This is a genomic window from Pseudomonas poae, assembly GCA_028869255.1.
GTDB lineage: Bacteria > Pseudomonadota > Gammaproteobacteria > Pseudomonadales > Pseudomonadaceae > Aquipseudomonas > Aquipseudomonas poae_C.
Genome location: CP110972.1, coordinates 3,752,699 through 3,769,386, shown reverse-complemented (window position 1 = coordinate 3,769,386; position 16,688 = coordinate 3,752,699). Strand labels below are relative to the sequence as shown.

Here is a 16,688-nt window from a genome sequence, read left to right as displayed (position 1 = left end):
CGCTCCCACACTTGGAATGCATTCAAAGTGTGGGAGCGGGCTTGCCCGCGATGGGGGTGACTCGGTATACAGTCAAAGCCAGATCGCGTCCCATAAGGGGTAGTCGCCAAACTTCTTCACCAGGCCCGCTCTCAATGGGTTGGCCACAATGTAGCGGGCGATACCTTCCAGGCTTTCCTCTCGGCGCACGGCATGATCGTGAAATCCAGATTGCCAGAGACGGCCCTGGCGACCAGCGACGCCATTGATGATTCGAGTACTTTTGGATTTTACCTGGCGCATCAGATCGCAAAGGGAGCCCTTTTCCAATGAGATAAGCCAGTGGAAGTGATCAGGCATGACCACCCAGGCCAAGGATGTCGCCAGGCCTTGGTTCTGGGCGTTTCTGAATTGCTGGACAACCAGTCGGCCTAGCCTGAAATCCTGGAAAACAGGTTCGCGATCAAGGGTGTTGGTTGTGAGTAGGTAGATGCGGTTGGGTTCGTCATAGCGTCCGATGCGCAGACGCTTTGAAGCGGGCAGATCAGGCATTCCATGGCCTCTCTAGAGATTGTGTTCTGAGAGGCTAGATCGGGGAACTTGATACTGATCGGCAGGCTTTTGGCAGGATGTGTCTGGCTAGGCTCTATCGCGGGCAAGCCCGCTCCCACAGGGGATTTGGGATGTTAATTCATATTGTGTACAACGCAGGACAGTGTGGGAGCTGGCTTGCCGGCGATGGCCGCTCCACGATCCATCAGCCTACCTCACACCCCTTGAGCACCAACCGAATAATCGTCTGCGCCGCCGCCTCATAATCCGCTTCATCCAGCGTGTCCTTGCCGGTCACTGCGGAAATCTGCCAGTCGAAATCCGCATAGGTCTGGGTCGCCGCCCAGATGCTGAACATCAAATGGTGAGGGTCAATGGCTGCGATCAGGTGGCGATCTACCCAGCTCTGGATGCAGTCGATATTGTGCTTGGCCTGGGCGTTGAGCTGTTCGACCTGCTCGCGGCTCAGGTGCGGCGCGCCGTGCATGATTTCGCTGGCAAATACCTTGGAAGCAAACGGCAGGTCGCGGGAGATGCGGATTTTCGAGCGGATGTAGTTGCTCAGCACCACCGCCGGCTCACCCTCGGGGTTGAACGGCGTGGAGGCGGCCAGGATCGGCTCGATAATGCTTTCGAGCACCTCGCGGTAGAGGTTGTCCTTGGACTTGAAGTAGTAATAGACATTGGGCTTGGGCAGCCCGGCCTTGGCGGCGATGTCGCTGGTTTTGGTCGCGGCAAAGCCCTTGTCGGCAAACTCCTCGCTCGCCGCCCGCAGGATCTTTTCTTTGTTGCGCTCGCGAATGGTGCTCATAAACCAGAAGATTCCTTGCCAGGACAGGCGGTTGCGCATGGTAGCACCGGCTCTGCGCAGCGCTCAAGAAACCTGCCGGCGTGGCGTGGCGAGGTCGCCAGCCGCTTGCGCAAGGGCTACAGCGCGTACTCTGCTACGCGCTGCAGCGATCAGCGTCAGTTGCTTAGTGCGCGATAGCCTTGTTGGCTGAATTCCACAAGCTTCCTGGCCGGGGAGTTATCGAGGGTAAAGTCCTCTGGACTCAACGTTTCGCCCAGTAATTTATACGTACTATGGAAAGTGCCTTCGACCACTCCATTATTGCGTTTGGGTTCATCACCCACCGACTTGTCGATGTATTGAAGAACGCGCTCGGCATCTGCGGCGATATGCCTGCGAATGTGTTCGGGGAATTTGGGATTGTTCCAATCCCCGCCGAGTACTTTCTGGAAGTCCTTCAGCACTGAGCTGGGGGTGGGTGCGTCGAACGCCTTGAACAGAGGGTTGGCGGTAATTTGCTCAAGGCTACGGTTGTCGCCAGGTGCCAGCCCGGCATGGGCGGTGGGGACGGGGTTCTGCGTTGGGGCCTGATCCAGGGGCTTGAGAACGCCATAACCCTTGGCGGCAAATTCGCGCACGCGGTCTTGTTCTGAAGGCTGTCCGGCTGTGGAAACATCGGACAGTTGCCCGTCGCCTCGTTGGTTGGGTTCAGCGTCAATATGCTTCAAGACCTGAACCAGGTTGAACATGGCGTCGGCCCGGGATTCAAGGTCTCGATTAGAGAGGGAGAAGTCGCCAACATGGCGCTTGAGGTCATCAAGCAGTTCGCCCCGGCTCGCGCTCCCTCCGGGTGGGAAAGGGTTGCTCAACCACAATGGGCCAGAGTTGAGAATAGGATTGTCGTATTCGATCTCAAGCTCAGTACGCCTATCCCCCAAGGGCCTGCCACTCGGTGACGGCACTTGCGTGTTTGCCTCTACGCCCTTGGCCGAAGCCGGTGCTTGTTGTGCTGCACTCGCGGCGGCGGACGGACTGCCAGGAAATTGGATCGTGTCAAGGCGCGGATTATTAATGTGCATGTTTGTTACCTTGAATTGAATGTGCATCGTCGGAAATAAGGTGCTGAGTGAACGCTTCATTTCCTGTCAATTTGAACGCGAGACTTTTCGGTTCGAGTTTATGTGGCGTTGTCGAGTCAGGTGGTTCCGGAGAGTGCGGTGGTTTCTTCGTAGGCTGAAGCAGGAGGTGTGCGCTTTGAGCTGAAGGAAAAATGACCTCACCCAAGCCGCCATTGCGCTACTGGCCTCCTGGAATTGATCGGCAGCCTGGGCAGTGCAGGCTCGCTTCCCTGAAGGCCGCCGCGTTATATTCGCGGCACTCTCACCGCAGGAATGTCCTCCATGGCAGGAAGCAGCTTACTGGTACTGATCGACGACATCGCCGCTGTGCTCGACGATGTGGCGTTGATGACAAAAATGGCCGCCAAAAAGACCGCCGGGGTATTGGGCGATGACCTGGCGCTTAATGCCCAGCAAGTGTCAGGCGTGCGCGCCGAGCGCGAAATACCCGTGGTGTGGGCCGTAGCCAAGGGCTCGTTCGTCAATAAGCTGATCCTGGTGCCGGCCGCCTTGCTGATCAGTGCGTTCGCGCCGTGGGCGGTGACGCCGCTGTTGATGCTGGGCGGTGCTTATCTATGTTTCGAGGGTTTTGAAAAGCTCGCCCACAAGTTTCTCCACAGCAAGGCCGAGGTCCAGGCCGAGCACTCGCAACTGACAGAGGCCGTGGCCGACCCTGCCACTGATCTGGTGGCCTTTGAAAAGGACAAGATCAAGGGCGCGATCCGCACCGACTTCATCCTCTCCGCCGAAATCATCGCCATCACCCTCGGCACCGTGGCCGATGCGCCTTTGATGCAGCAGGTGATCGTGCTATCGGGCATTGCAATCGTCATGACCGTGGGCGTCTACGGGCTGGTGGCCGGTATCGTCAAGCTGGATGACCTGGGCCTGTGGCTCACCCAGAAGCCTGGCCAGGCGGCGCGCAGTGTCGGCGGCGCCATCCTGCGCGCGGCACCGTACATGATGAAGAGCCTGTCGGTGATCGGTACGGCGGCGATGTTCCTGGTGGGCGGTGGGATTCTCACTCACGGGGTGCCGGTGGTGCATCACTGGATCGAGACCGTCAGCCAGGGCGCAGGCGGGGTGGCGTGGTTGGTGCCGCCGCTGCTGAATGCGGTAGCGGGGATTATCGCGGGTGCGGTCGTACTGGCGGTGGTCAGCGTGGTCGGCAAGACCTGGAAAACGCTCAGGGCATAAATTGCGCGCACAAAAAAAGGCCATTCAATCGAATGGCCTTTTTTGTGGGCGTTTACTCGGCGATCTGCAACTTGCGCGATTCCGTGTAGATATAGCGCACCTTCTCATACTCGAACGGCGAGTTCATCTGGCCGTAGCGGAAGCTGGTCTGGTAGCGCTTGTCGACGGCGCGCAGGGCCCAGATTTCCGGATGGTTGGAGCTGACCTCAGCCACGTTGAGGAAGTTGATCTGGTTCTCTGCGGTGTAGTCCACCAGCAGGCCGGTGGTGTCGCGCAGGTTCGATGGGCCGAAGATTGGCAGCACCAGGTACGCGCCGCCCGGTACGCCGTAGAAGCCCAGGGTCTGGCCGAAGTCTTCGCTCTGGCGCGGCAGGCCCATGGCGGTAGCCGGGTCCCACAGGCCGGCGATGCCGATGGTGGTGTTGAGCAGCAGGCGCCCGGTGGTTTCCAGGGAGCGGTGTCCCTTGAGTTGCAGCAGGCTGTTCAACAGGTTGGGCACGTCGCCCAGGTTGTTGAAGAAGTTGCTCACGCCGGTGCGCAGGAAGCTGGGGGTTACATACGTGTAGCCGTCGACCACGGGCAGGTAAACCCATTGGTCGAAGCGGTAGTTGAAGTGGTACACGCGGCGGTTCCACGACTCCAGCGGGTCATACACGTTAAGCGCGGTCAGCGACGAGCGTTCGAACTCGCGCTGGTCCAGGCCCGCGTTGAACTTGAGCTTGGTCAGTGGTTCCTTGAAGCCATCGGAGCCGACCACGGTCGGCGCGTGAGCCTTGCTGTTGTCGGCATTGGCCACGCCTGCGCACATCAAGGCAGCAAGCAGCAGAAGATATTTAGCCACGGAAGAACTCCAGCATGGCGTCGGCGTTGACGCGGTAATTGAGGTTGCCGCAATGGCCGCCCAGCGGGTAGACGGTCAAGCGGTCGCCGAAGGTTTTACGCAGGAAGCCGAGGTCGCCAGGGCCCAGGATCACGTCGTCGGCGTTGTGCATAACGGCGATCTTGGGGTTGGTATGCAGGTAGTCCTGGAGTGCGTAAAGGCTGACCTGGTCGACCAGTTGCAGCAGGCTGCCGCCGTCGGAGCGCGCACGCCACATCGGGATCACTTGTTCGGTGAGGTAGCAGTCGAAGTCGCATTGCAGCGCACGCTTGAGGAACGGCGTGAGGCTGGTGCCTTCGGTGATCGGGTACTTGGGCGGGATGATCAGGCCACGGCGGTTGATCAGGTCCGAGGTAAAGGCAATGTCGGCGGCCGAGAAACGGAACGAGGTGCCAATCAGCATGGCCATCTGTTCGTTGGTCAGGTGCTGCTTGGATTGCTGGAAGTCGTAAAGCAGGGCGTCATTGAGGTCGATATAGCCCTTTTGCTGGAAGTAACGGGTCAGCTTGTTCAGCACCAGCTCATAGAAGGTGGTGGTGTTGTTGATGCCCTTGACCTCGGTCTGTACCAGCTTGTCGAGGTTGGTGATCGAGGTATAGAGGTTGACCGGCGGGTTGAGCAACAGCACTTTCTTGAAATTGAAGCTGCGGCGGGTCTCATCCAGTTTGCTGACAAAAGCCGCATCCAGGGCGCCGAGGCTGTAGCCGGTGAGGTAGAAGTCGGTGACCGGCAGCGAAGCGTTCTGCGCGCGCACGGCTTGCATCACGCGGTACATGTCTTCGGCGTCTTCCTGGCTGATTCCCGGCGTGGCGAAGCGCGAGGCAGAGGCTATGAAGTCGAAACTGGTGGGCGAAGACAGCTGCACCACGTGGTAGCCGGCCTGGTAATACAGCTTTTTCAGGTATTCGTTGATGCTGCTGTCAAACCGCGCACCGGTACCGGCGATCAGGAAGATCAGCGGCGCGGCGCGGTCCTGCTTGGCGATGCGGTAGGTGAGTTTCTTCACCGCCCAGAAGTTGTCCGGCAGGCTGAACTCGCGCTCTGGGCGCATGTTCAGGGTGTAGTCGGACTGGTTGATCTCATCATCCGTCGGCAGTTTAGGCCGAAGGTCAGGAGGGGTGGTGGCAATGGTCGCTTCGAACGGGTTCGTCAAAGGGTAGCCATAGGTGGCCTGGTCGATATCGACGGCCAGTGCTGACGCACTCAAAAAAAGGCTGCCCAGCAAGGCAGCACAGCGCAAGGAACGGAGCATGACTTAATCCCTAAGAGGAAACGTGCTGAATGAAGTTCGCAGGCTATGACCACCGCGTTGCCACCGAAGTGCCTGCCCTCGGCACTAAAAGTCGGAAAAAAACGTCGGAATCGGGGTAATAGTAGCCAGAAGATACACTTTGCAGCGCTTGGATGAACACTTATCTGCGTACACACCTTGCTAACGGCCGCTGGGGGATTAAGCTGAGCGCCGTTTTTGCTTATCGGAGTGCTCCATGTCCCGTCGTTTGCCCCTGATCCTGCTGCTTATTGCCCTGCCGCTATGGCTGGCTGCCAGCTATGCCGCACGTTACGGCTTTATGGAGGATGGCCGGTGGGTCGGCCTCTGTGCCGACGAGGCAAGCCGTTGGGAATGCCAGGTGCGTTCGAACCTGGGGTTGATGATTCACTTCAAGGTGATGGGCTGGGCGGCGCTGGTGACGGCGGTGCTGGCATTTTTTGTGCCGGGCCGGGCGGGGTGGGGGCTGGCAGTGCTGGCGATGGTGTTCGGGTTGCCGGCGCTGGCGTTGTACAACACCACGTTTGCGGTGTTTGCGGTGGTGATAGCGGGGTTGCGGTTGGTCAGGAAGCCTCGGGCTGTCTGATAGCGCCTCTTCGCAGGCAAGCCAGCTCCCACAGTCGACCGCATTCCAAGGGATGCACTCGGTCACTGTGGGAGCTGGCTTGCCTGCGATTGCAATCTTAAGCCTTGCGCACCCGCAAGCAACGCCACAAAGCCACAACCATCAGCAGGCTGACCACCGCCCACCCCCACGCCTGCTGGTTCTGCAAACCTTCGCGATACAGCTGCGGCGCAATGCCAGCACCGATAATGAAGGCCAGCAACGCAATCTCCCGACGCGGCCCGGTTACAGGGCGCACCAGAGTACACCAACGCCGGCAGCACCAGCGCCGCACTCGGAAAGCTGCGATAGCGCGGGTCAAACACCAGCGCCAGCATCATCACCGCCCCCGCAAACCCGGCGATTGCCATCAGCCAGCCTGCCCGTTGCTCCAGCCAGTTGAAGGCACGCTCGCGCCAGCCTTCCCGTGCGCTCAGGGCCAGGGCCGCGTGGGCCAGCACCAGCAGGTTCAGGGCCACCAGCAAGCCGGCCCACACCCACTCATCATTAAAGCGTGCGGTGACGCGGGTCAATTCGGCCCAAGTGCCAATGGAACAGGCCGCCACCGCACCGAGTAACGGCAGCATCAGCGCGGCGCGTGTGCTGCGAACACGACCGCCAATCACCAGCGTACCCAGCAGGATAATCCCGCCCACGCCCAGCCACAGCGGCCAGTAAGGCACATTGGTCACCGGCCCGGCGAGGATGCCCTTGTCCTGGCGGTCCGCGTCGAACAGGCCCCAGTAACCGCCGACTGCACCTTCGCTGGCGCGCTTCCACGGCTGGTCAAAGGCTTCGATCAGGTTGTAATGCCAGCCATTGGCTTCGGCCATCGCGACAAAACCACGCATGAACTTGGCCTCATTGACCCGGCTCGGCACCGCGGTTTCGCGCTGGCGACCTTCGCTGGGCCAGCCGGTCTCGCCGATCAGCACGTCCTTGGGCGCAAACTTGTTGCCGAACGTCTGGCGTACATCCCCGACATGCTTGAGGGCCTGGTCGATGCCCGACGGGTCATCCTCCCAGTACGGCAGCAGGTGGATGGTCAGGAAATCCACGGCAGGTGCGATTTCCGGGTGTTGCAGCCAGAACTCCCAGACGTCGGCGTAGGTGACCGGCTGCTGGATCTGGCTTTTGACCTTGTGGATCAGCCTCACCAGCTGCTTGGCCGTGACTTCCTTGCGCAGCAGGGCTTCGTTGCCGACGATCACCGAGGTCACGACGTCGGGGTTGGCGTTGGCCGAGGTGATCAGCAGGTCGACTTCTTTTTCGGTGGCGATCGGGTCACTGCTGACCCAGGCGCCGATCATCAACTTCAACCCATGCTTGCGCGCCAGGTCCGGCAAGGCTTCCAGGCCGGTCATCGAATAGGTGCGGATGCATTCGAAGCGGGTGGCCAGCAGGGCCAGGTCGGCGTCCATGCGCTCGGGGCGCAGCTTGAACGGCTGGTCAAAGGGCGACTGGTCCTTGTCGAACGGTGTGTAGGATGCACATTGCAGCTTGTGGCTGGCGCTGGCGACATCCGGCAACACCACTGGCCGGCCAAGGCCGTACCAATAGCTGAAAAGGGCCAGCAGCCCGAGGATCACGGCGAAGAAATAGGGCAGGGCAGGGAAGCGGGCATTCGCGGGCATGGTCGGCTTATCTGGGGGAGCAAAGGCGCGCATCTTACCCGGATTTGCCCCGTCCCAGTGGGGCTGCATAATTTTGACATGCAAAGTTCGGGCGGGATCGTGCTGCCAAGTCCTACAAAACGTCCTACTGGCGATGTGATGTCGTTTCTTGCTTGTACGAGGTCGCTGACAGAGCAGGTCGAAGGCCCGGGCAGGTTGATGATCGAAGTGTCAGCACTCCACTGATGTCGCAGTCTCCGGATCGATGCGCGTGAAGGGGGCGCGGTGCACCACATAACAACAGGTTGACGTCGCTCGGCATCCGCCGGGCGCAGCACTTTCGGGGAAGTACTATGAAGATGCGACGACTCTTGGGCGCAGCTGCCACTCTGGTAGTTGCGATGAGCTCCACACTGGCCAGCGCCGACAGCAAAACCCTGAGCATCGGCTACGTGGACGGCTGGTCCGACAGCGTTGCCACCACCCACGTGGCGGCAGAGGTGATCAAGCAAAAGCTCGGTTATGACGTGAAACTGCAAGCGGTCGCCACCGGGATCATGTGGCAGGGCGTGGCCACCGGCAAGCTCGATGCCATGCTCTCCGCCTGGCTGCCTGTGACCCACGGTGAGTACTGGGCCAAGAACAAGGACAAGGTGGTCGACTACGGCCCCAACTTCAAGGATGCGAAGATCGGGCTGATCGTGCCGGAGTACGTCAAGGCCAAGTCCATCGAAGACCTCAAGACCGACACCACCTTCAAGAACAAGATCGTCGGCATCGACGCTGGTTCAGGTGTGATGCTCAAGACCGACGAAGCCATCAAGCAATATGGCCTGGACTACAAACTGCAGGCCAGTTCGGGCGCGGCGATGATCGCCGAGCTGACCCGCGCCGAAGACAAGCAGGAATCGATTGCGGTCACCGGTTGGGTGCCACACTGGATGTTCGCCAAGTGGAAACTGCGTTTCCTGGATGATCCAAAAGGGATTTATGGTGCTGCTGAAACCGTCAACAGCATCGGCAGCAAGGGCCTGGAGAAGAAAGCGCCGGAAGTTGCGGCCTTCCTGAAGAAATTCCAGTGGGCCTCCAAGGATGAAATCGGCGAAGTCATGCTCGCTATCCAAGAAGGCGCCAAGCCGGATGCCGCAGCCAAGGATTGGGTTGCCAAGCACCCTGAGCGTGTGGCCGAGTGGGTTGGTAAATAACTCCCAATGCCTTGATACAACCCCTGTGGGAGGGGGCTTGCCCCCGATTGCAATGCATCAGTCAGCTTATCTGTAGCTGACCCACTGCCATCGGGGGCAAGCCCCCTCCCACATTAATTCTCGTGACCCGCAAATGTTTCTTCGCCCTCTCAATCCCTCGCTACACTCCCTCTAATACTAAGGTCGTCTGGAACCTGTTCCGCAGCCGCATACAGTGGATACGTTCCAATAATAAAAAAGCTGTGCTGCGAGGATAAAAACAATGAACGACAGCATTTACCTCTCGATTCAAAACAGCCCGCGTTTCAAGGAGCTGGTAAGAAAAAGGGAAAAGTTCGCCTGGATTCTCTCGGCGATCATGCTAGGGCTTTACTCCGGATTCATCCTGTTGATCGCCTATGGGCCACAAGTGCTGGGGGCCAAACTCAGCCCCGGTTCGTCGATTACCTGGGGCATTCCCCTGGGCGTCGGGCTGATTGTGTCGGCCTTTATCCTGACCGGCATCTACGTGCGCCGCGCCAATGGCGAATTTGACGACCTGAACAATGCGATTCTCAAGGAGGCTGCGCAATGATCCGGCGTCTACTGGCTCTATTCGGCGCTTCGCTCTTTGCTCCAGCCCTTTGGGCGGCGGACGCATTGACCGGTGAAGTACACAAGCAACCGCTGAACGTCTCGGCCATCGTGATGTTCGTCGCGTTTGTCGGTGCCACTCTGTGCATCACCTACTGGGCTTCCAAACGTAACAAGTCGGCGGCCGACTACTATGCGGCCGGCGGCAAGATCACCGGTTTCCAGAACGGTCTGGCGATTGCCGGCGACTACATGTCGGCGGCGTCTTTCCTGGGTATTTCCGCGCTGGTGTTTACCTCCGGCTACGACGGCCTGATCTACTCGATCGGCTTTCTGGTGGGCTGGCCGATCATCCTGTTCCTGATCGCCGAGCGCCTGCGTAACCTGGGCAAGTACACCTTTGCCGACGTGGCGTCCTATCGCCTGGGGCAAACCCAGATCCGCAGTCTCTCGGCCTGTGGCTCGCTGGTGGTGGTGGCGTTCTACCTGATCGCGCAGATGGTGGGGGCGGGCAAGCTGATCCAGCTGTTGTTCGGCCTGGATTACCATGTGGCGGTGATCCTGGTGGGTATCCTGATGTGCCTGTATGTGCTGTTCGGCGGCATGCTGGCGACCACCTGGGTACAGATCATCAAGGCAGTGCTGCTGCTGTCCGGTGCCTCGTTCATGGCGCTGATGGTGATGAAACACGTCAACTTCGACTTCAACACGCTGTTTGCCGAGGCGATCAAGGTTCACCCCAAAGGTGAAGCGATCATGAGCCCTGGCGGTCTGGTGAAAGACCCGATCTCGGCATTCTCTCTCGGCCTGGCACTGATGTTCGGTACCGCCGGCCTGCCGCACATCCTGATGCGCTTCTTCACCGTAAGCGACGCCAAGGAAGCGCGTAAGAGCGTGCTGTATGCCACTGGCTTCATCGGCTACTTCTATATCCTGACCTTTATCATCGGTTTCGGCGCGATCCTGCTGGTCAGCACCAACCCGGCGTTCAAGGATGCTGCAGGCGCGCTGTTGGGTGGTAACAACATGGCGGCGGTGCACCTGGCCAATGCGGTGGGCGGCAGTATCTTCCTGGGCTTCATCTCGGCCGTGGCGTTTGCCACCATCCTGGCAGTGGTTGCCGGTTTGACCCTGGCCGGTGCCTCGGCGGTGTCCCATGACCTGTACGCCAGCGTGATCAAGAAAGGCAAGGCCAACGAGAAAGATGAGATTCGCGTGTCGAAGATCACCACCATCGCTCTGGCGGTGCTGGCTATCGGCCTGGGTATCCTGTTTGAAAGCCAGAACATCGCGTTCATGGTCGGCCTGGCGTTCTCGATTGCCGCCAGCTGTAACTTCCCGGTGCTGCTGCTTTCCATGTACTGGAAGAACCTCACCACCCGTGGCGCCATGATTGGCGGCTGGTTGGGCCTGGTCAGTGCCGTCGGCCTGATGGTGCTGGGTCCGACCATCTGGGTCTCGATCCTGCATCATGAAAAAGCCATCTTCCCGTACGAGTACCCGGCGCTGTTCTCGATGATCATTGCGTTTGTCGGTATCTGGTTCTTCTCCATCACCGACAAGTCGGCGGCGGCGGAGAAAGAGCGTGCGCTGTACTTCCCGCAGTTTGTGCGTTCGCAGACTGGCCTGGGGGCGAGTGGGGCGGTCAACCACTAAGGGTGTAGCTGAATGAGAAATGCTCCGGTCGCAAGGCCGGGGCATTTTTTTTGCCTGGGGTTATGGGGTGGCCGGGCTATTGCTATCGCAGGCAAGCCAGCTCCCACATTCGACCGAGTAGGAACGCAGTCAAAAGTGGGAGCTGGCTTGCCTGCGATGGCGACCGCACAGGCGACACAAACGAAAACGGCCTCCACTAAGGGAGGCCGTTCTCATTACAAACAAGCAGTTAATGCTTACTTGCGATCTTCCAGCTTGGTGATGTCACGCGACTCGTAGCCGGTGTACAGCTGGCGCGGGCGGCCAATCTTGTACGGGCTGGAGAGCATTTCTTTCCAGTGGGAGATCCAGCCCACGGTCCGCGCCAGGGCGAAGATCACGGTGAACATGCTGGTTGGAATGCCGATCGCCTTGAGGATGATCCCCGAGTAGAAGTCGACGTTCGGGTACAGCGAGCGTTCGATGAAGTATGGGTCGGTCAGGGCGATCTCTTCCAGGCGCATGGCCAGTTCGAGTTGCGGATCGTTCTTGATACCCAGTTCCTTCAACACTTCGTCGCAGGTCTGCTTCATGACGGTGGCGCGTGGGTCGCGGTTCTTGTAAACGCGGTGACCGAAGCCCATCAGTTTGAACGGATCGTTCTTGTCCTTGGCCTTGGCGATGAAGGTGTCGATGTTGGAAACATCGCCAATTTCGTCAAGCATGGTCAGAACGGCTTCGTTCGCACCGCCGTGGGCAGGGCCCCACAGTGCGGCGATACCGGCGGCGATGCAGGCGAACGGGTTGGCACCCGAAGAGCCGGCCAGACGTACGGTAGAGGTGGAGGCGTTTTGCTCGTGGTCGGCGTGGAGGATAAAAATCCGGTCCATGGCCTTGGCGAGCACCGGGCTGATCGGTTTGATCTCGCACGGGGTGTTGAACATCATGTGCAGGAAGTTTTCCGCGTACGTCAGGTCGTTGCGCGGGTACATCATGGGTTGGCCCATGGAGTACTTGTAAACCATTGCGGCCAGGGTCGGCATCTTGGCAACCAGGCGGATCGCGGAGATTTCGCGATGCTGCGGGTTATTGATGTCGAGGGAGTCGTGGTAGAAGGCCGACAGGGCGCCGACCACGCCGCACATGACGGCCATCGGGTGGGCGTCGCGACGGAAGCCGTTGAAGAAGGTCTTCAACTGCTCGTGAACCATGGTGTGGTTCTTCACGGTGCTGACGAACTGGGCTTTTTGCTCGGCTGTTGGCAATTCGCCATTTAGCAGCAGGTAGCAGGTTTCCAGGTAGTCCGATTTTTCAGCCAGTTGCTCGATCGGGTAGCCCCGGTGCAACAAAATGCCATTGTCACCGTCGATATAGGTGATCTTCGACTCGCAAGAGGCGGTCGACATGAAGCCTGGGTCGAATGTGAAACGGCCCGTGGCCGTCAGGCCCCGTACGTCGATAACATCGGGACCAACGGTGCCGGTTAAAATGGGCAGCTCGACGGGGGCTGCGCCCTCGATGATCAACTGCGCTTTTTTGTCAGCCATGTGGCCTCCTATTTATGCTTCAAATCATCAGACAGACCCCCCACGCAGGGCCCGCACCACTATATTGATATAAATCCAGATGTCAATTTGCCTAAAGTCTTGCGCCAGAAGGCTTTAACCGTACTTTTTCCTCGAAATTAACTGCCATTTACGCCTTTTATCCCGCCAGCGCAATCAGCTATTAGGGTGAGGAGTGCGCGTTGTCATTAGTAACCTAACTGTCTATACTCGGCCACCGACCGCCAAGGGCTTTTGGGCTTGCTTTCATTGGGGGTCGCACTCCCTGGGTGGTGCTTACCTGACCAGTGCACTCCCCAACAACTTTGCCCTGATTGTTAGGGGCTCTTCAGTGTGAAAAAAAGCCGTGAATAGCCAACGACCTGTAAACCTAGACCTAAGGACCATCAAACTCCCCATCACCGGCGTTACGTCGTTCCTGCACCGTGTTTCCGGCATCATCCTGTTCCTGGGCTTGGGCATCATGCTTTATGCATTGAGCAAATCCCTGGGTTCCGAGGAAGGTTACGCCGAGGTGAAGGCATGCTTGACCAGCCCGCTGGCCAAGTTCGTAGCATGGGGCCTCCTGTCCGCTCTGCTGTATCACCTGGTAGCCGGTGTGCGCCACTTGATCATGGATATGGGCATCGGTGAGACGCTGGAAGGCGGCCGCCTGGGCTCGAAAATCATCATCGCCATTTCCGTGGTGCTGATCGTTCTGGCAGGAGTTTGGATATGGTAACCAGCGTTACGAACCTTTCGCGTTCGGGCCTCTATGACTGGATGGCACAGCGTGTGTCTGCGGTCGTTCTCGCGGCTTATTTCATTTTCCTGATCGGATACCTCGTCGCAAACCCGGGCATTGGCTATGAGCAATGGCACGGCCTGTTTTCCCACAATGCGATGCGAATCTTCAGTCTGCTGGCACTTGTAGCCCTGGGCGCTCACGCCTGGGTCGGCATGTGGACCATCGCGACCGACTACCTGACGCCAATGGCGCTGGGCAAGTCCGCGACTGCAGTACGTTTCCTCTTCCAGGCAGTATGCGGCGTTGCGATGTTCGCTTACTTCGTCTGGGGTGTGCAGATTCTTTGGGGTATCTGATTCATGGCTAACATTCCAACTATTTCATTCGACGCCATCATTATTGGTGGCGGCGGTGCCGGCATGCGCGCTGCGCTGCAACTGGCCCAGGGCGGTCACAAGACTGCCGTGATCACCAAGGTGTTCCCGACGCGGTCCCACACCGTATCGGCCCAGGGTGGCATCACCTGCGCCATCGCCTCTGCCGACCCGAACGATGACTGGCGCTGGCACATGTACGATACCGTCAAGGGTTCCGACTACATCGGTGACCAGGATGCTATCGAATACATGTGTCAGGAAGGCCCGGCCGCGGTGTTCGAGCTGGACCACATGGGTCTGCCATTTTCCCGCACCGAACAAGGCCGCATCTACCAGCGTCCATTCGGCGGTCAGTCGAAGGACTACGGTAAAGGCGGGCAGGCTGCCCGTACCTGCGCCGCTTCCGACCGTACCGGTCACGCGCTGCTGCACACTCTTTATCAGGGCAACCTGAAAGCCGGTACCACGTTCCTGAACGAGTACTACGCGGTCGATCTGGTGAAGAACGCACAAGGTGAGTTCGTCGGTGTAATCGCCATCTGCATCGAAACCGGTGAAACCACCTACATCCGCGCCAAGGCTACCGTGCTGGCGACGGGCGGTGCAGGCCGTATCTACGCCTCCACCACCAACGCCCTGATCAACACCGGTGACGGCGTTGGTATGGCTCTGCGTGCTGGCGTGCCGGTACAAGACATCGAAATGTGGCAGTTCCACCCGACCGGCATCGCCGGCGCCGGTGTACTGGTTACTGAAGGTTGCCGTGGTGAAGGTGGTTACCTGATCAACAAGCACGGCGAGCGTTTCATGGAGCGTTATGCTCCGAACGCCAAAGACCTTGCCGGTCGTGACGTTGTGGCCCGTTCGATGGTTAAAGAAATCATCGCCGGCAACGGCTGTGGCCCGAACGGCGACCACGTACTGCTGAAACTCGATCACCTCGGCGAAGAAGTGCTGCACAGCCGCCTGCCAGGCATCTGCGAGCTGTCCAAGACCTTTGCTCACGTTGACCCGGTGGTTGCTCCGGTTCCGGTTGTTCCGACTTGCCACTATATGATGGGCGGCGTGCCGACCAACATTCATGGCCAGGCGATCACCCAGAACGCCGATGGCCAGGACGAGATCATTCATGGTCTGTTCGCGGTAGGTGAAGTGGCGTGCGTATCGGTGCACGGTGCCAACCGTCTGGGCGGCAACTCGCTGCTCGACCTGGTGGTATTCGGTCGCGCTGCCGGCCTGCACCTGGAAAAAGCCCTGACCGACGGCATCGAATACGATGACGCCACTGACGCCAACATCGAAGCTGCCCTGGCCCGTCTGAACGCTCTGAACGAGCGCACTGATGGCGAAGACGTGGCTACCCTGCGTCGCGAGCTGCAAAGCTGCATGCAGAACTACTTCGGTGTATTCCGTACCGGCGAATACATGCAGAAGGGTATTGCCCAGTTGGCCGATCTGCGCACGCGCATCGCCAACGTCAAGATCAACGATAAGAGCCAGGCGTTCAACACCGCTCGTATCGAAGCCCTTGAGCTGCAAAACCTGCTGGAAGTGGCTGAAGCGACTGCGATCGCCGCCGAGGTTCGTAAAGAATCCCGTGGTGCTCACGCTCGTGAAGACTTTGAAGATCGCGACGACGAAAACTGGTTGTGCCACACCCTGTACTTCCCGGGTGACAAGCGCGTAACCAAGCGTGCCGTGAACTTCTCGCCGAAGACGGTTCCGACGTTTGAACCGAAGATTCGGACTTACTAAGGGTGGCTGCCATGTTGAAAGTCAGTGTTTACCGCTACAACCCTGATCAGGACGCTGCGCCGTTCATGCAGGAATTCCAGGTCGATACCGGTGGTAAAGACCTGATGGTGCTGGATGTATTGGCACTGATCAAAGAGCAGGACGAAGGTTTCTCGTATCGTCGCTCTTGCCGTGAAGGCGTTTGTGGCTCCGACGGCATGAACATCAACGGCAAAAACGGCCTGGCGTGCATCACGCCGCTGTCCGCCGTGGTTAAAGGCAACAAACTGATCGTTCGTCCTCTGCCAGGTTTGCCGGTTATCCGTGACCTGGTCGTCGATATGAGCATCTTCTACAAGCAATACGAAAAGGTTAAGCCGTTCCTGCAGAACGACACGCCGGCTCCGGCCATCGAGCGTCTGCAGTCCCCGGAAGAGCGCGAGAAGCTCGACGGTCTGTACGAGTGCATCCTGTGCGCTTGCTGCTCGACTTCGTGCCCGTCCTTCTGGTGGAACCCGGACAAGTTCCTGGGTCCAGCCGCTCTGCTGCAAGCGTACCGCTTCCTGGCAGACAGCCGTGACACCAAGACGTCCGAGCGTCTGGCTTCACTGGATGACCCGTTCAGCGTATTCCGCTGCCGCGGGATCATGAACTGCGTCAACGTATGTCCTAAAGGCCTGAACCCGACTAAGGCCATTGGTCACATCCGTAACATGCTGCTGCAGAGCGGCGTGTAACTGACGTTGTAGTAAAAGCAGGACCGTTGTGCCCGTAAATGCTACGGCGCAGGCTTCAACCGGCGCCGTAGTTTTAACTTGAGCAGCGACTTACAAAGCCGCGGCTCTTATTTTGAAGAAATGAGACAAGCA

15 protein-coding genes and 1 pseudogene are annotated in these 16,688 nt (G+C 58.9%); 9 read left to right on the top strand and 7 right to left on the bottom strand.

Features of this window, described 5'->3' with window-relative positions; all coding sequences use genetic code 11:
- Nucleotides 1-72 precede the first annotated feature (72 nt).
- The 3 genes from LRS56_16905 to LRS56_16895 form a co-directional block, all read right to left on the bottom strand.
- Entirely contained in the window at nucleotides 73-531 is a 459-nt protein-coding gene (locus tag LRS56_16905; protein ID WDU60558.1) for a transposase, read from the bottom strand.
- Nucleotides 532-736: 205 nt separating this feature from the next.
- On the bottom strand, nucleotides 737-1,342 hold the full coding sequence (locus tag LRS56_16900) for a TetR/AcrR family transcriptional regulator (GenBank protein WDU60557.1): 606 nt from the start codon (nucleotides 1,340-1,342) through the stop codon (nucleotides 737-739).
- 155 nt (nucleotides 1,343-1,497) lie between these two features.
- Nucleotides 1,498-2,460 carry a hypothetical protein gene (locus tag LRS56_16895; GenBank protein ID WDU60556.1) on the bottom strand — a complete coding sequence of 321 codons (963 nt, stop codon included), beginning with the start codon at nucleotides 2,458-2,460 and terminating at the stop codon, nucleotides 1,498-1,500.
- 261 nt (nucleotides 2,461-2,721) lie between these two features.
- Here LRS56_16895 and LRS56_16890 point away from each other — a divergent pair, with 261 nt between their 5' ends.
- Nucleotides 2,722-3,636 carry a DUF808 domain-containing protein gene (locus tag LRS56_16890; GenBank protein ID WDU60555.1) on the top strand — a complete coding sequence of 305 codons (915 nt, stop codon included), beginning with the start codon at nucleotides 2,722-2,724 and terminating at the stop codon, nucleotides 3,634-3,636.
- Nucleotides 3,637-3,688: 52 nt separating this feature from the next.
- Here LRS56_16890 and LRS56_16885 read toward each other — a convergent pair whose 3' ends face one another.
- Together LRS56_16885 and LRS56_16880 are read right to left on the bottom strand one after the other, a co-directional pair.
- Nucleotides 3,689-4,477 (bottom strand): VacJ family lipoprotein, encoded by a 789-nt coding sequence (locus tag LRS56_16885; GenBank protein WDU60554.1) that lies wholly within the window; start codon nucleotides 4,475-4,477, stop codon nucleotides 3,689-3,691.
- Nucleotides 4,470-5,768, bottom strand: coding sequence for a serine/threonine protein kinase (locus tag LRS56_16880; protein ID WDU60553.1), 1,299 nt, complete (start codon nucleotides 5,766-5,768; stop codon nucleotides 4,470-4,472). The genes LRS56_16885 and LRS56_16880 overlap by 8 nt, the downstream gene beginning before the upstream one ends.
- Nucleotides 5,769-6,003: 235 nt before the next feature.
- Between LRS56_16880 and LRS56_16875 the strand changes: the two genes are divergently transcribed.
- Nucleotides 6,004-6,372 carry a hypothetical protein gene (locus tag LRS56_16875; protein ID WDU60552.1) on the top strand — a complete coding sequence of 123 codons (369 nt, stop codon included), beginning with the start codon at nucleotides 6,004-6,006 and terminating at the stop codon, nucleotides 6,370-6,372.
- A 97-nt stretch (nucleotides 6,373-6,469) separates the two neighbouring features.
- Here the strand turns inward: LRS56_16875 and LRS56_16870 are convergent.
- Nucleotides 6,470-8,024: pseudogene (locus LRS56_16870) on the bottom strand (glycosyl hydrolase family 17 protein).
- Nucleotides 8,025-8,356: 332 nt separating this feature from the next.
- Here LRS56_16870 and LRS56_16865 point away from each other — a divergent pair.
- From LRS56_16865 to LRS56_16855, 3 genes are all read left to right on the top strand, one after another.
- A complete protein-coding gene (locus LRS56_16865; GenBank protein WDU60551.1) occupies nucleotides 8,357-9,208 on the top strand; it encodes a glycine betaine ABC transporter substrate-binding protein in 852 nt (283 codons plus the stop codon).
- 262 nt (nucleotides 9,209-9,470) lie between these two features.
- Nucleotides 9,471-9,782: a DUF485 domain-containing protein gene (locus LRS56_16860; GenBank protein ID WDU60550.1), complete on the top strand. Its 312-nt coding sequence runs from the start codon at nucleotides 9,471-9,473 to the stop codon at nucleotides 9,780-9,782.
- Nucleotides 9,779-11,437, top strand: coding sequence for a cation acetate symporter (locus LRS56_16855; GenBank protein WDU60549.1), 1,659 nt, complete (start codon nucleotides 9,779-9,781; stop codon nucleotides 11,435-11,437). The genes LRS56_16860 and LRS56_16855 overlap by 4 nt, the downstream gene beginning before the upstream one ends.
- 236 nt (nucleotides 11,438-11,673) lie before the next feature.
- Here the strand turns inward: LRS56_16855 and gltA are convergent, their stop codons facing one another.
- On the bottom strand, nucleotides 11,674-12,963 hold the full coding sequence (gene gltA / locus LRS56_16850) for a citrate synthase (GenBank protein WDU60548.1): 1,290 nt from the start codon (nucleotides 12,961-12,963) through the stop codon (nucleotides 11,674-11,676).
- Nucleotides 12,964-13,327: 364 nt separating this feature from the next.
- On the opposite strand from gltA, the gene sdhC reads away from it, so the two are divergent.
- The 4 genes from sdhC to LRS56_16830 are packed head-to-tail and all read left to right on the top strand — an operon-like array spanning nucleotide 13,328 to nucleotide 16,556.
- The gene (gene sdhC / locus LRS56_16845) at nucleotides 13,328-13,702 is read left to right on the top strand and encodes a succinate dehydrogenase, cytochrome b556 subunit (protein WDU60547.1); all 375 of its coding nucleotides are present in this window, start codon (nucleotides 13,328-13,330) and stop codon (nucleotides 13,700-13,702) included.
- A complete protein-coding gene (gene sdhD / locus LRS56_16840; protein WDU60546.1) occupies nucleotides 13,696-14,064 on the top strand; it encodes a succinate dehydrogenase, hydrophobic membrane anchor protein in 369 nt (122 codons plus the stop codon). Before sdhC ends, sdhD begins: the two co-directional genes overlap by 7 nt.
- Nucleotides 14,065-14,067: 3 nt before the next feature.
- On the top strand, nucleotides 14,068-15,840 hold the full coding sequence (gene sdhA, locus LRS56_16835) for a succinate dehydrogenase flavoprotein subunit (GenBank protein WDU60545.1): 1,773 nt from the start codon (nucleotides 14,068-14,070) through the stop codon (nucleotides 15,838-15,840).
- 11 nt (nucleotides 15,841-15,851) lie between these two features.
- Nucleotides 15,852-16,556 carry a succinate dehydrogenase iron-sulfur subunit gene (locus LRS56_16830; GenBank protein ID WDU60544.1) on the top strand — a complete coding sequence of 235 codons (705 nt, stop codon included), beginning with the start codon at nucleotides 15,852-15,854 and terminating at the stop codon, nucleotides 16,554-16,556.
- The last annotated feature ends 132 nt before the right edge of the window (nucleotides 16,557-16,688 follow it).

What these genes read in the sequence shown, in the direction of transcription:
- LRS56_16905 (WDU60558.1), bottom strand. Translation starts at nt 531, where the DNA reads ATGCCTGATCTGCCCGCTTCAAAGCGTCTGCGCATCGGACGCTATGAC.
- LRS56_16900 (WDU60557.1), bottom strand. Translation starts at nt 1,342, where the DNA reads ATGAGCACCATTCGCGAGCGCAACAAAGAAAAGATCCTGCGGGCGGCG.
- LRS56_16895 (WDU60556.1), bottom strand. Translation starts at nt 2,460, where the DNA reads ATGAAGCGTTCACTCAGCACCTTATTTCCGACGATGCACATTCAATTC.
- LRS56_16890 (WDU60555.1), top strand. Translation starts at nt 2,722, where the DNA reads ATGGCAGGAAGCAGCTTACTGGTACTGATCGACGACATCGCCGCTGTG.
- LRS56_16880 (WDU60553.1), bottom strand. Translation starts at nt 5,768, where the DNA reads ATGCTCCGTTCCTTGCGCTGTGCTGCCTTGCTGGGCAGCCTTTTTTTG.
- LRS56_16875 (WDU60552.1), top strand. Translation starts at nt 6,004, where the DNA reads ATGTCCCGTCGTTTGCCCCTGATCCTGCTGCTTATTGCCCTGCCGCTA.
- LRS56_16865 (WDU60551.1), top strand. Translation starts at nt 8,357, where the DNA reads ATGAAGATGCGACGACTCTTGGGCGCAGCTGCCACTCTGGTAGTTGCG.
- LRS56_16860 (WDU60550.1), top strand. Translation starts at nt 9,471, where the DNA reads ATGAACGACAGCATTTACCTCTCGATTCAAAACAGCCCGCGTTTCAAG.
- LRS56_16855 (WDU60549.1), top strand. Translation starts at nt 9,779, where the DNA reads ATGATCCGGCGTCTACTGGCTCTATTCGGCGCTTCGCTCTTTGCTCCA.
- gltA (WDU60548.1), bottom strand. Translation starts at nt 12,963, where the DNA reads ATGGCTGACAAAAAAGCGCAGTTGATCATCGAGGGCGCAGCCCCCGTC.
- sdhD (WDU60546.1), top strand. Translation starts at nt 13,696, where the DNA reads ATGGTAACCAGCGTTACGAACCTTTCGCGTTCGGGCCTCTATGACTGG.
- sdhA (WDU60545.1), top strand. Translation starts at nt 14,068, where the DNA reads ATGGCTAACATTCCAACTATTTCATTCGACGCCATCATTATTGGTGGC.
- LRS56_16830 (WDU60544.1), top strand. Translation starts at nt 15,852, where the DNA reads ATGTTGAAAGTCAGTGTTTACCGCTACAACCCTGATCAGGACGCTGCG.